We start from the raw sequence: 13,554 nt of genomic DNA, 5'->3' as shown, positions 1-13,554 counted from the left end.
AATTTCAGATGGATGAGAAGTTAGCACTTTCACCCTATCTGTTTTGCCCCTTCCTTATCCCGAACTCAGGTTAACTTCTTTGCACTGCGGATACAGCTTTCCATCAGTAAGAGCAAATCGCCTTCGAGCCGATCTAAGCGATCGCGCTTTTGCTTCAAAATAGCTGCTTTTGAAGCGAGTTTTTCAACTTTTTCGGGCGATGGGCGCTTGGCACTGTTGGTCATGTAGCCATTTTAGCGAGGGCATCCCCCCTCCCTATCCACAACGACTCACCCTCTCAGGAGCTTTTAACCTAGAAGAATGCGGAAAAAAGAGAGTTGTTAGGATACGACAAATCGAAAAAATTAGGTTTAGTTGACCTGCTCAGTCGATAATTAAGGCGTCTTCTGTAGCGCGGCTATGAGATAATGCTGTCTTTGCAGGAAAGCCCATGACTGCTGCTTATATTCAGGACGAAACTGAGTTCGATGCATTACTAGAAACCGAGCCGCTGTTTGTCGTAGACTGCACAGCTTCTTGGTGCGGACCGTGCAAACTGGTTGCTCCCTTAATCGACCAACTAGCGGAGGAGTACAGCGATCGCGCTAAGGTCTTTAAGCTAGACCTCGATGCTAACAAGCCTGTTGCCCAGCGATTTGGCGTCCGCAGCATTCCCGCAGTCATGATCTTCAAGCAAGGTGAGTTGGCAGAAACGGTAGTCGGGGCTAAACCCTACGAAGAATTTAGCAGTGCTCTCGCTAAATATTTGGCTTGAGTGCAAGGTCTCAAATTTCAGTATCGTTCTAGCGATCGCGCCTATGTCGCTCGAAGCTTGGGGAGTACTGGCATAGATAGAGATTGTAGAATCACGATCGGGAGTGTGATCGCAGGGACAGTCATGGAGAAGAGACCATGCTCAGCTTACTTTGGTGATTTCAGGACGATCAATTTGAGTGAGGTTCCAAAGTTCTACCCATTCCGGCTGAATTGCCCGCGTGATGCGGCTGCCTGTCTTTGTTTGTTGATGAACTTGCAGGGTTAAAGCATCTAGAAATGTGCAGTTGAACGCTTCATGCGGTCGTAACCCAACGGTCGCAAGCATTCCATAGATCCACTGCCAAGACGAATTAGGGATGCGATCGCGCCATTCGAGATATCTGCTCATCTGTTGGAATCTCTCGCGGCTCTGGCTCGTATTCACCCGCGTAGGAACTCAGATCGATGTCAAGCCCTGCATAGTCCGCTAATCGCTGTAATCTCTGGCAAGCAAGCTCACGACTACGTGAATGGGCATCTAGCAACAAAACCACGGCTAGGAAGCTGTTCTCATTCAGTGGCTCATGTTGGGGCAGTTTGTTTAGTGTGCTTTGCCCTGCGGCTAAGCCTGCTTTGCAGATTTGGCTTTTCTCGCTTTTGGTTTTGCCTCGCGGGTCTTAACTGTTTTCGTCGTTGAGCCGTTGCCCTCTGTAGGGCTGCCATTCGCTCTCCCATCGGCTGAGTCGGTTTGACGCAAACTCGCGGCTTGGGCAAGCAGCGATTCTGCAAAGGCATAGGCAGCCGCTTCTGTGGTGGCATTCTCGGTAGAGCCGACCTGCCCACTGGCAAGTTGAGCAAGCTCTTGCCGCCGCTGATCACTATCTAGAGGGCTAACGCGAACCACCGTCCTCAAATCAGCTTCTCTAGCTGCGGTAGCGCTATTGCCATTCATTTTGCCGTTGCCCGGATCGATCACATGTTTATCCACATGGAAGTGATGATCTGCCATGGCGGCGACGATGGGCTGGTGGGTGACGCACAACACCTGATGATGGCGACTGAGTTGATGCAATTTCTCTGCGATCGCTTGGGCAACCCGCCCCGACACGCCCACATCAATCTCGTCAAAGACCAGGGTTCCGGCAGAGTCCACTTGGGAAAAACAGGCTTGCAGCGCCAAGAGAAACCGGCTCATTTCTCCGCCAGATGCAATTTCAGTGAGCGGCTGCAACGGCTCGCCTGGGTTGGGGCTAAACAGGTAGGTGATGCGATCGTGACCGGCGGCTGTAGGTGCAACCGGGGTAATGCCCACTTTGAACTGCACTTTTTCCATCGCGAGCGGTTTGAGTTCGGCGACGAGGCGAGATTCGAGATCCTGAGCAGTGGCTTGCCGGAGTTGGGTGAGGGTCTCGCAAGCGTGAAGCAGATCGGTTTGGCGTTGGGTAGCGGTCTGTTCTAGCGCTTCGAGCGATTGTCCGGCTCCGGTGAGGTCATCGAGTTCGGCTTGGAGGGAGTGTTGCAGCGCGATCGCATCTGCCAGGGTTGGTCCATATTTGCGGCAGATCTGCTTCAGTTCGATAATCCGTTCTTCAACTTCTTGAAAGCGCTGCGGATCGGTTTCTAGACCACCGCCGTAGGCATTAATTTGCTGCCCTGCTTCTTCGATTTGCGCCAACGCAGACATCACCATTTCTAGGATGGGCTGCACCTGATCATCAAATTGCACCATGCTGGTTAACACGCTTTCGGCGTTGCCAAGCAAATCCGCGCAGGCTTCTCCGCCCTCATTTTCGTTTTCGTAAAGAGCCTGATATACCTGAAAGCTCTGCTGTTGCAATTCTACGCTGTGACCTAGGCGCTTGCGTTCTTGCTCTAACTGGTCGAGTTCATCCGGTTCGGTGAGGTTTGCGCCGTTGAGGTCTTGCAGTTGATATTGAAATAAGTCAAGCTGTTGCAAGCGTTGCTGTTCTGATTGGCGGCGTTTTTCTAGCGCTTGCGCGGCGTGCTGATAGGTGACAAACGCTTGGCTTACTCTATCGCGCTGCTTGAGCAGAGCCGCGCCGCCAAAGCTATCGAGCCAATCTCGCTGCAAGCTGGGCTGCCCAAGCTGGACGGTTTGACCCTGGGCAGTGATTTCAACCAAGCGATCGCGCACGGTTTCCATCTGCTGCTTGTTCACCAATACTCCATTGATTCGCGATCGAGTCCGTTGTCCGCTTTGGTTTGCCACAATTTCCCGGCTGCAAACGGCGGTTCCATCGTCGATCAGGTCAATCTCTTCAGAGGCAAACCACTCTCTAAGGGGTGCCTCTGCTTGAAACGTTGCCTCGATCAGCGCTCGCTCTTCGCCCGTACGGATGGAGCGACCAGAGATTTTGCCCCCAAGTGCCGCATCGATCGCATCTAAAATAATGGATTTACCTGCGCCTGTTTCCCCCGTGAGAACGTGAAGCCCTGACCCAAAATCGAGTTCTAGGTAGTCAATTAGAGCAAAATTTTCGATCCGCAAGGACAGCAACATGGGCATTTATACAGGTTGGCAAACACGCTCACTCATTGATCCTACTTCGCTGTCGATTGATTTGGCGGATCGATCTCGAAGGCAGCGAAAAGCTGAAGTCCACCGTTTAGTTCAACTCCCTGTTTCCAGGATCTAGTTTCATGAATCTACTTTATATAGTAGCGATCGCTGAACTGGACACAAGCCCTTTTTCATTTTATTAATAGTAAATTTGTTCTAAGTAATTACCCAACAGTAGACTCAACGGAGGGTAAACTCTTCCTTTTTCTGTTCGGTTTCCGGGTTCAACTCTCTCCTCGTTGGGATTTCCCTGCCGCGATCGTTCGGTAATCTGGCGTCAGCCCGACCACACAAGATGGCGCAGAAATGATTCACTGAAGTCAGTAGCAGCGTCGTCGCTTATTGTTACAATAGTTTACACAAGAGTTCACACAGCCGTCTCCGGTCTTTCCCATGAATGTTACCAACTCTCAGCCCATCTCTACTTCACCTGCTGATTTGCTCAAGGAAACCGATGCTACACCGGTTCATCCTGACTCTACGTCCGCAGTTGCAGAGACGCTACCGTTGATTCGCACCGAAGACGGCATGATTACTTCAGAACTGTCGCTTGTCCCCAACAAAGCGGATTTGGCGGCAGTCTACGACCCGAATGTGATCACGGCATATTACAAAACCCGCCCGTGGCAGGCTTGGAGACGATCGTTTGGCATTTTGTTGCCGTTTTTGGTTTTCGCGGTGCGGCTGTGGTGGGATCGAGTGACGGGTATCAACGTCCGGAAAGAAACGCGGCAAGCGATCCATCTGCGCGTCATGTTGACAACGCTAGGACCTGCTTTCATCAAAATTGGGCAAGCCCTCTCGACCCGCCCAGATTTGGTTCCCCCAGCCTATCTTGAGGAACTCACCAAACTCCAAGATCAGTTGCCACCGTTTCCGAATGAGATCGCGTTTCAGTTTATTGAAGAAGAACTGGGCGATCGTCCTGAAAATATTTACGCCGAACTAAGCCCCTCCCCGATCGCGGCGGCGTCTTTGGGGCAAGTGTATAAGGGCAGGCTAAAAACCGGAGAGCAAGTGGCTGTGAAGGTGCAGCGTCCGGGGCTGGCTCAAAACATCGCGTTGGATATGTATATTTTGCGGCGGCTGGCAGGCTGGGCGATGACGAATATCAAGCGGGTGCGAAGTAACTTAGTTGCGATCGCAGATGAGCTAGCCACTCGTATCTTTGAAGAGATGGACTACACCCAAGAAGGACTCAACGCCGAGCGCTTTGCCGAACTGTATGGGCATCTCCCGGATATCTACGTGCCTCGAATCTACTGGCGTTACACGGGTCGCCGCGTGCTAACGATGGAATGGATTACAGGCACAAAGCTGACTCAGCTAGATGCCATTCGTGACCAGGGGATTGATGCCACCTATTTAATTGATGTTGGGGTGCAGTGTTCGTTGCGTCAGCTATTAGAACACGGGTTTTTTCATGCCGATCCTCATCCAGGTAACTTGCTGGCAATGCCAGACGGAAAGTTAGCCTATCTCGACTTTGGCATGATGAGCGAGGTTCAGCCCTATCAGCGCTACGGGTTGATCGAAGCGATCGTGCACCTTGTCAACCGCGATTTTGAAGGATTAGGGCGCGATTACGTTAATTTAGAATTTTTGTCTCCTGATACAGATCTGACGCCGATCATTCCAGCATTTGCAGAAGTGTTTAACGAGGCATTAGGCGCTAGCGTTGCAGAAATCAATATCAAAAGCATTACCGATAAGCTGTCGGCGTTGATGTATGAATATCCGTTTCAAGTCCCTGCTTACTATGCGCTGATTATTCGATCGCTAGTGACTCTAGAAGGGATTGCGATCAATGTTGATCCAGATTTCAAAGTCCTCAGTAAGGCATATCCTTACGTTGCCAAGCGCTTGCTCACCGATTCGGCTCCTCAACTTCGGGAGTCTTTAAGAGATTTACTCTTCAAAGACGGAAGTTTCCGATGGAACCGGCTTGAGAATTTGTTGCGAAACGCTCGAAGCAATGCCGACTACGATTTAGACCAGGTGATCGATCAAGCGACAGACTTTCTCTTTAGCGATCGCGGAGAATTCATCCGAATTAAGCTGGTCGATGAAGTGATTAAAAGCCTAGATGCGATCGGGCAGTCGGCTTGGCGTCATCTCAACTACGGCTTTAGAGAGCGGGTGGGGTTATCAGTAGAGCGTCCTCCGATTCCTCCTGAAAATCAGCAAACCCTAGAGCATGTCAAGCGCATCTGGAAGATTTTGCAGGAAACGCCAGGGTTTGATCAAAATAAAGTGCTTGCTTTGATTCCTCGAATTTTAGTGAAGCCGGAGACCCAAGAAGTCGGGAGACAAATTGTTGGAGGATTGGCGCAACGGGTGACAGCGCGGTTGCTTCGAGAGTTTTTACTGGCAGATCAAGTGCCACCTGCCGCGCCAATCGGGGTGCACGAGACTCCTTCCACCGGGCTGCTGGTGTCGCCTAAACAAGCATAGCCAGGGCAAGGTCATGAAGGGTGCTCACTCAACAGAGAAGCTGAGCCTAAGAGCGAGATGTAAGCGGTTTCAAAGCAACGAGACGCGGCGCTTCGGGCGGTTTCAGCCGTGACAGCAGCCACTTCTTCCTGAAATTGGGTATCAAACTTTACACCAAGTTCTAGGGTTTCATACCAGCCGAAAATTTGCGCGACTTGAGCATTCGTTTGTTTCCCCAAAGCGTACTGTCCGAGGAGTTTATTCTTTGCCGTTTGAAGTTCTTCATCCGTGAGGAGCGTGGTGCGGAGCCGATCCATTTCGGCTTTGAGTCCTTCTAGAGCGATCGCAGTATTAGCTGGGGCCGTACCCATATACGTAACAAAATGCGAGGTATCCAAGCGCGTTGGGTAAAAAGCCGACACCTCATACGCCAGTCCCCGTTTTTCTCGCAACTCAACAAACAATCGGCTCGACAAACCGTTCCCCAGATAGGTATTGAGCAGCTTTAGGGCAATATAATCGGTTCGGGTATTTTCATCAGGTTGCAGCGGTGGTGCGAGATAGCCTAGCATGACGATCGACTGCTGAGTGTCTTGCGAGGTGGTCACTTGCCGAGAGGTTGGCGGGGTTGCCTCAGAGGTTTGCCAAGCTAGGGGCGGTAGATCGAAAGCCGGTCGTGGCTCGGCAGGCACCTGCCAATCGCCAAAACTCTCTTCCACGATCGCTATGGCACCCGCAGGAGTGATGCGCCCTGCGATACTGATGACCAAATTATCAGGGCGAAAGTGAGTCTGATAATAGGCTTGCAAGTCGCGGCGAGTCAGGCGAGAGACGGTTTCTTCGGTGCCCAAGCTAGACAGCGCATAGGGATGCTGACCATACATCAACTGCCGCAGTCGATCGAAGGCAACGGTAAAGGGCTGCTCTTGCTGAGACCGAATGGCTTGCAGGGTGAGTCGTCGCTCTAGCTCGACCTCGGCTTCTGGAAAGGTGGGCGATCGCAGTAGTTCTGCTGCTAGCGAAAGCATCTCTGCAAAGTCGGTAGAGACGGTTTTTAGGCTTACCAAGAAATAATCTGAAGCGGAATCTGTTCCCAAGCTTGCACCGATCGATTCGACCCGTTCTGCAATATCGAGGGATGACAGGCGCTGGGTTCCTTTGGTTAAAACTGCCGAGAGCAGATGAGCCAGCCCGGCGTTTTCCCGTGATTCCCAGCGATTGCCTGCTTTGAGAAACAACCGCGCCGCCACGATATCGGCAGACGGGTTTTCAGTCACCAACACCGTAATGCCGTTGTCTAACACAGTCCGGTGAATGGTGCGATTTTGAGGAAGAGCAATAGTTGAGGTCACGATAAAGAAATCCTTGGCATGTGAATATGAGTTGCCTAAAGCACAGTTTATTTTAACGGTTCGGCTGCTGTGCTGCGACTTACAGCATTGTGTGCTAGAGCGGTTTTGTGACGATCGCCGCATAGCGATAGGGTGACAGATACCGATTTGCGATCGCTTGCAACTCTTCAGAGGTAAAGGCTTGAATCCACTGGGGATAGGCGATCGCGGTTTCCAGATCTGCCAGGGTGTGATAGTAGCCATACAGCCCCGCGATTTGGCTTGGGGTTTCGGTTGAGAAGGCATGATCGTTGCAGAGCAACCGTTTGCTGCGATTGAGTTCCGATTCGTCAATCGCGGCGGTGATCAGATGAGAGAAGCGATCGCAGATCAGCGCTTCGACTCGTTCTAAATCCTCCGCTTCTAGCCAAGCCGTGATGGTAAATAAGCTCGATTCTTGCTGCAACGAAAACCCACTACTGATTTCACTCACCAACTGTCGCTCTTCGCGGAGTTCTTGGACTAGCCGTGAGGTTCGACCTTCGGCGAGCGTAGCAGATAGCAAATCTAATCCGCAGGCATCTTTGATCGGGTCGGGGTAAAGCTGAGGCGACCGAAATCGGTTCCAGGGGAGACCATCGTCTACCTTTTCCTGAGCCGGGGCATCGGTTCCTGGGCCAATCCACGCCATCATCAGCCGGGCTTGTTCTAGCCGAGGCAGGCGCAATTCTTGCCGCCGAATGCGGGTCATGGGTGGTTCGGCTTCAAACTGGTGCTGAGGGCAGTTACCCGGAGGCTGAAAATCGCAAAACGATCGCTCTACCAGGTCAACTGCCTGATCTTGAGCAATATCCCCGACTAACACGACCGTCATATTTTCAGGCTGATAATAGCGGCGATGAAACGATCGCATCTCTTCTGGCGATCGCTGCTTTAAGAGATCTTCTGTGCCCAAAATTGGACGCCCATAGGGATGGCGCTGATAAACCCCCTCAACCAATGCCTGAAACGCGAGATAGTCAGGGCTATCGTAGGTTTGGTAAATTTCCTCAAAAACGACTTCGCGTTCTCGCACAAATTCTTCATCGGGAATCGCCGCCTGAAGCAGCAGGTCTGCCAAATAAGGCAGGGTCTCGACTAGATCAGGAGCCGCCAGCGTCATGAAATAGTGGGCATAATCATAGCTTGTGGCAGCGTTCGTCATGCCGCCTCGACCTTCGATCGCACTATCAAATTGCCCAGGCAAAATCCGGGCTGTCCCTTTAAAGATCATGTGTTCGAGAAAGTGCGCCATGCCCGACCAGTCGTTAATTTCACGAATTGCGCCAGCCTTGACCCACACATCAACAGTGGTGACTCCACAACCGGGAATATGTTGGTGAATCAGCGTCAGCTTGTTTGCCAGCGTGAGGGGCGTTGCTGGCAGAGAAAGGGCGGCAGTTGGGGACGTTCTGATGAAATTCAAGGTAAGTGGTGACCTGAATTAGTAAAGGACAGAGGAGAGCAAACAGGGGCTGATATGAAGCGCTGTAACGGTTAGAAAAAGATTTGATCCCAAAACGGCTGACCCATTATTGCTGATTGATGGGGTAGATTGCTCTATCTCTTCCGCAGGCGAGGGAACAACAGTTAGGGCGAACAAATCTTCCGACACAGAGGGCTTGACGAGGGGTTAACGACGCCTTTTCAGTTGCGATCCGAGAGAGTTTTAGACAGCTTACGGTTCGGTCAATCTATCGGCTTGCCTTCTTATTTTGGTGAGCCGATAGATTGGATTGACTTTAGCAGAGTGCTTAGTTTAAATAAAATTAAACTTTGCGGCGAAACCCGTTCTAGCTCTACAGATTTCCTTAATTCTTGCATTAAGGTGGGGTTAACTCATCCCTCAAAAGTTATTCTTGACAAAACGCAAAGCTCACCTGTTCTGTGACGCAGAAGAAATTTAGCTCAACAAATTTGGCTCAATATAAAAATTCCCTCGCTAAATTTAGCGAGGGATCAAAAAAGATAGGGTACCGCAATGCCGTTTTACCTCAGCTTTTGACCTGGTAAAAACCAGGTGGGTACCGAACGCCTAATTTTAAGTTTCTGGGTACAAGCCCAGTCTACTGCCATTAGACCTTGTTAGTTCCCTAAAGAGACAAAGCATAGATCATAAAACATTATTGGCAGTCACCAACACCGCAGTATAACCTTCGACTATTTTAGCTGGATAACTTCTGGAATGGGAGATTTTGCTCAAACTTTTCTGATCAGGCATCACCCATACGGTCAAACAATCTATGCAGCCTTATTCAAGAGTTCGCGCTCTATCGGCAATGGGACAGGCATCACCCATACGGTCAGACAATTTATGCAGCCCTAAGTAACCCATCTGCCGGGGTGAACGGGGCAACAAAGCCAGGATAAAACATTCCTTCAGACGGATAATTTTTTTAACCTAATTGAGCAAAGAATTGAGGCTAGACGTTACTAACAACAGGTAAATCGTGAGCTTCACCAAAATTGAGAACAGTACCGAAAGCAAGGTTGCAACGATTCGCGACTTGGCAGTGATTGGCGATCGTCGTACCTGTGCCCTCGTGACAACCTTGGGTTCGATCGTCTGGTACTGCCCAGACCGGTTTGATTCGCCGTCGTTGTTTGCAGCCTTGCTCGATCCTCAGCACGGGGGGTCTTGGTCGCTCAATTTACCAGATGCAACCTTTACCAACCGCTATTATTTTGAAGATAGCGGGGTTTTAGAAACAGCGATCGCAACTGCCAACGGTGAGTTGAAAGTCTTAGATTGGATGCCGATCGGAGAGCAGACACCCCAAGGCATCTGTCGGCGTTTCTCCGAGGCTCCAACCGATTTTACCGTGGTGTTGCAACCCGCGCCCGATTATGCTCGTCGCTCACCCAACGTGCAGTTTGCCGACGATAGATCTCTAGCCAATGTCGTAAAAGTGGACGGTGGCGGCTACCTGTACGCATCTCACCCACTCACCATCAGCAAGCAGACTTTCCAAAGCGTAGGATTACAGGTTCATTTCACCATTCCTCAAGGCGAAACGGGCTGGGCAGTTTTGCTAAATCAGCCGCTGCCGCTACCCACCCAACAAACGGTCGATGATTGGCTAACCTCGACGCTTGAGCGATGGCGGCTACTCGCCCGTCATGGCGCGTATCACGGTTGCTATCAAGATCAGGTAGCAGCCTCTGTTCGGGCGTTGCGGTTGCTCACGTTCGAGGAAACAGGAGGCATTGTGGCTGCCGCTACAACCTCTTTACCAGAAGCGATCGGGGCAGAACGAAACTATGATTACCGCTACGTTTGGTTGCGAGATGCAGGCATGGTTGTGAGTGCCTTGATCCGCGCTGAGCGGGATGGCTTGGAAGCACGGCAGTTTTTAGACTTTGTTTGCGGTTACGATCGCTGCTCATCGAACAATCTTCCTCTTGCTCCAGTTGCTGCGGTTGATGGCAAGGCGGTGCCCAATGAAGTGACGCTCAACCTGGCTGGATACTGCAACAGCCGCCCTGTTCGGTTTGGCAATCGGGCAAAGTCGCAGCTACAGCTTGATGCCCTGGGGAATGTTCTTCTCGTGGGCAGCCTGATCTACAGCCACTTTGAAACCGATGAGCATTGGTCGATTGTCGAAGCGGTGGCAAATTATTTAGCCGAGCATTGGCGCGAACCCGATCATGGCATTTGGGAAGAAGAGACGAAAGCACAGTACACCGTTGGTAAGGTGCTTGCTGCTTGTGGGTTGATGCATATCGCTGAGTTTGCCCGATCAGATGCCCAAGCCCAGCGTTGGCGATCGACAGAGCAAGACATCCGCCGCTTTGTTGCCGAGCAGTGTTTAACGTCAGGGGGTGCCTATGCTGCCTTTGCCGGAAGCGAGGCTGTTGATGTTTCTGCTGCTCTGTTTCCCATTTGGGGGTATGCGGCTGCGGATGCCCCAGAAATGGTGGCAACTATGGATGTGCTGGAACGGGAGTATGCGATCGCACATCTTTATCGCCGTCATCTCGTAGAGGCTGACTCTCAGCAGGAAGGAGCCTTTCTAGCCGGGACGCTGTGGGTTGCCCAATATTGGGTGGCGCGTGGTGATCTTCAGCGCACTCGTGCCATTCTTGATGCGGCGTTAGTGTATGCAAATGATGTTGGGCTGTTTGCTGAAGAAGCCGATCCTCATACGAGCCAAATGTTAGGAAACTTTCCCCAAACCTTTGTTCATGCCGCATTTATTGATGCGGTGATTGATCTCAATGCCGCTTTAGAGAAAGCCAAATAACTGGCTCGGCTGCTGAAATAGCCCTAAAGAATGCATTAATTTTTTCAGAAAAAGAACAATCATCAAGCCAATTTATGGGGTCAGATTTGTTTGTGGATAAATTCGGGAACGTTAGAAATGCTTCTTTGATCCCCTATTTTGACCATCATGAAGGCTCCATCCACCCCTCGATTCTCTGGGCTGCAACGGGGTAAAATCCCGCTACGATCGCTCCTCGTGATTCCGTTTGTCATGCAGATCTTTGCAGCCGTAGGATTGACTGGATATCTGTCGTTGAGAAACGGGCAGCAAGCCGTCAATGATCTGGCATCTCAGTTGCGGAATGAAGTCAGCGATCGCGTGGATCAGCAGTTGGATAGCTATACCGCAACCTCGCGCCACCTGGTGCAAATGAATTCGGCAGCAGATTGATTTGGGATTGCTTGATCCCCAAAATTCGGAGAGTTTAGCGCGCTTTTTTTGGCATCAGGTCAAAACGTACCCTGTGGGCTATGTGCTGTACGGAACGAAAACAGGAGAATTTTCGGCAGCAGGCTATTTTTTTGAAAATGGTAGTGTTTCTGTCAATGAAGTTTCAACCCAAAAGCACGGGAATCAGGGGTAATGTCTCAGACATGTTGTTTGAGTCTAAATAGACAGTCCAAAGGCGATGCGATTGATGAACAGTCCGATGACCACATCGTGCATCACAATTGACTTGGAAAAACAAATCGTTTTGCGGGCTAAGCGCTTAATCCGGGTTCGCAAGGTTAAGTGCTTCCGCTCGATCTGTTGCGTGTTCCGTTTCCCAACCGTGTGAAACACGGGAGCGACATGACGTTCATAGGCTCCCCACCCATCACTGTAGAACTGCATAATGCCAAACGGTTCTAATAGCGCTTTCAACGCCAAAAAAGCGTTGTCTTTGTGGTCGGCTAACACATACGCCAACCCCTGACCTGTCGAATGATCGATGGCCCACCAGAGCCAGCGTTGTTGATGCTTGGATTGAACGAAACTCCACATCTCGTCTACTTCGGCTTCCACCTCCAAATCGTCTGCAAGGCAGAGTCGAACCAGGGTTTGGGTGGGTTCTAGTTCCGCTAACACCGCTTCATTCACCGCTTTCAACAACGGACTTTTTTTTCAGGGTTTCCATCCCGGTCGTTGTGCGAATGCCCAGCACTCGCGCCGTATCTCAGATACCACTCCCATTCATTGCCATCTCGCTGATCTGTTGCTTTACCTGGGTACCGTATGCGGCGTAACTGTACTCTTGGATAAACGTGCCTCGCTCACACTCAGAATTTTGGCAGCGATACCGCTGTTTGCCAGCGGCAGTCGTGCCATGCTTAATCACCTCAATGCCGTCACAATCAGGACAATGAACTGGCTCTAAAACCATGATGCTGAAGGACTGAATGAGTTCACCTCTCTATTTCAGCAGTTTCTCTCAGCCACAACAACATGTCTAGGACATTACCAAAGGCAAATCCATCGACTGAAGCCATTCCCGTTATTTTTATGACGGCACTTGCTGACACTACCAATAAAGTAAAAGGGCTGTCGTTGGGGGCTGTTGATTACATCACCAAGCCGTTTGAACGAGACGAAGTTTTAGCGCGAGTCCGCGTTCATCTACAATTGCGTCAACTGACAGCTAATTTAGAACAACGGGTAACAGAACGGACAGATGCCCTGCAAACTGCCCAGATTCAGTTGGTACAACGAGAGAAACTGTCAATGTTGGGGCAATTGGTGGCAGGAATTGCCCATGAAATGAACAACCCAATCGGGTGCATTGTGAGTAATATTGCCCCAGCGAAACAATATGTAGCAGACATTGCTGGCATTCTTCAACTCTATCAGCAGCATTACCCTCAGCCTGTGCCAGCGATCGCACAAGCGCTAGAGGATTTAGATATTACCTTTGCGTTAAAGGATTTACCAAAGCTACTCGATTCCGTAAAGCTGAGTAGCGATCGCATCAAGGAAATTTCTGTCTCGCTCCGCAACTTTGCTCGCTCTGACTCAACAACCAAAGTTGTGGTCAATCTGCATGATGGACTTAACAGCACGCTCATCATTCTAGGACATCGCCTGAAAGCATTTGACAGCCGCCCTGCGATCGCTACTTTAACGTGAGTTCGACGAACGGAAGGTAGCGCAAAAAGAAAGCTGAGACTACGTTTGAAAGAGTTGTAAAATTCCT

10 protein-coding genes, 1 other RNA gene and 1 pseudogene are annotated in these 13,554 nt (G+C 50.6%); 5 read left to right on the top strand and 7 right to left on the bottom strand.

Annotation, left to right across the window (positions count from 1 at the left end):
- Positions 1-65: 65 nt before the first annotated feature.
- Positions 66-224: a hypothetical protein gene (locus tag GS601_RS22225; protein WP_162425475.1), complete on the bottom strand. Its 159-nt coding sequence runs from the start codon at positions 222-224 to the stop codon at positions 66-68.
- A gap of 206 nt (positions 225-430) precedes the next feature.
- On the opposite strand from GS601_RS22225, the gene trxA reads away from it, so the two are divergent.
- A complete protein-coding gene (gene trxA, locus GS601_RS22220; RefSeq protein ID WP_162425474.1) occupies positions 431-754 on the top strand; it encodes a thioredoxin in 324 nt (107 codons plus the stop codon).
- Positions 755-895: 141 nt separating this feature from the next.
- Here the strand turns inward: trxA and GS601_RS22215 are convergent, their stop codons facing one another.
- Together GS601_RS22215 and recN are read right to left on the bottom strand one after the other, a co-directional pair.
- Positions 896-1,144: a hypothetical protein gene (locus tag GS601_RS22215; RefSeq protein WP_162425473.1), complete on the bottom strand. Its 249-nt coding sequence runs from the start codon at positions 1,142-1,144 to the stop codon at positions 896-898.
- A gap of 213 nt (positions 1,145-1,357) precedes the next feature.
- Positions 1,358-3,262: a DNA repair protein RecN gene (gene recN / locus GS601_RS22210; protein ID WP_338017117.1), complete on the bottom strand. Its 1,905-nt coding sequence runs from the start codon at positions 3,260-3,262 to the stop codon at positions 1,358-1,360.
- A gap of 447 nt (positions 3,263-3,709) precedes the next feature.
- On the opposite strand from recN, the gene GS601_RS22205 reads away from it, so the two are divergent.
- Positions 3,710-5,770 (top strand): AarF/UbiB family protein, encoded by a 2,061-nt coding sequence (locus GS601_RS22205; protein ID WP_162425471.1) that lies wholly within the window; start codon positions 3,710-3,712, stop codon positions 5,768-5,770.
- A gap of 11 nt (positions 5,771-5,781) precedes the next feature.
- Here GS601_RS22205 and GS601_RS22200 read toward each other — a convergent pair whose 3' ends face one another.
- From GS601_RS22200 to ssrS, 3 genes are all read right to left on the bottom strand, one after another.
- Positions 5,782-7,101: a M16 family metallopeptidase gene (locus GS601_RS22200; protein WP_338017116.1), complete on the bottom strand. Its 1,320-nt coding sequence runs from the start codon at positions 7,099-7,101 to the stop codon at positions 5,782-5,784.
- 94 nt (positions 7,102-7,195) lie between these two features.
- A complete protein-coding gene (locus GS601_RS22195; RefSeq protein WP_162425469.1) occupies positions 7,196-8,545 on the bottom strand; it encodes a M16 family metallopeptidase in 1,350 nt (449 codons plus the stop codon).
- 543 nt (positions 8,546-9,088) lie between these two features.
- Positions 9,089-9,273: non-coding RNA, 6S RNA (ssrS, locus tag GS601_RS22190), on the bottom strand.
- A 296-nt stretch (positions 9,274-9,569) separates the two neighbouring features.
- Here ssrS and GS601_RS22185 point away from each other — a divergent pair.
- Both GS601_RS22185 and GS601_RS22180 read left to right on the top strand, forming a co-directional pair.
- The gene (locus GS601_RS22185) at positions 9,570-11,363 is read left to right on the top strand and encodes a glycoside hydrolase family 15 protein (RefSeq protein ID WP_202925295.1); all 1,794 of its coding nucleotides are present in this window, start codon (positions 9,570-9,572) and stop codon (positions 11,361-11,363) included.
- Positions 11,364-11,510: 147 nt separating this feature from the next.
- The gene (locus GS601_RS22180) at positions 11,511-11,774 is read left to right on the top strand and encodes a hypothetical protein (RefSeq protein WP_202925294.1); all 264 of its coding nucleotides are present in this window, start codon (positions 11,511-11,513) and stop codon (positions 11,772-11,774) included.
- A 216-nt stretch (positions 11,775-11,990) separates the two neighbouring features.
- Here GS601_RS22180 and GS601_RS24010 read toward each other — a convergent pair.
- A pseudogene (locus GS601_RS24010) lies at positions 11,991-12,747 on the bottom strand (IS1 family transposase).
- A gap of 62 nt (positions 12,748-12,809) precedes the next feature.
- Here GS601_RS24010 and GS601_RS22170 point away from each other — a divergent pair.
- On the top strand, positions 12,810-13,487 hold the full coding sequence (locus GS601_RS22170; RefSeq protein WP_162425468.1) for a hybrid sensor histidine kinase/response regulator: 678 nt from the start codon (positions 12,810-12,812) through the stop codon (positions 13,485-13,487).
- Positions 13,488-13,554 lie beyond the last annotated feature (67 nt).

The sequence above is a fragment of the Myxacorys almedinensis A genome (assembly GCF_010091945.1).
In the GTDB taxonomy this organism is placed as follows: domain Bacteria; phylum Cyanobacteriota; class Cyanobacteriia; order Leptolyngbyales; family Leptolyngbyaceae; genus Myxacorys; species Myxacorys almedinensis.
The sequence above is the reverse complement of the archived record's forward strand: the minus strand, read 5'-3'. Positions and strand labels throughout refer to the sequence as shown.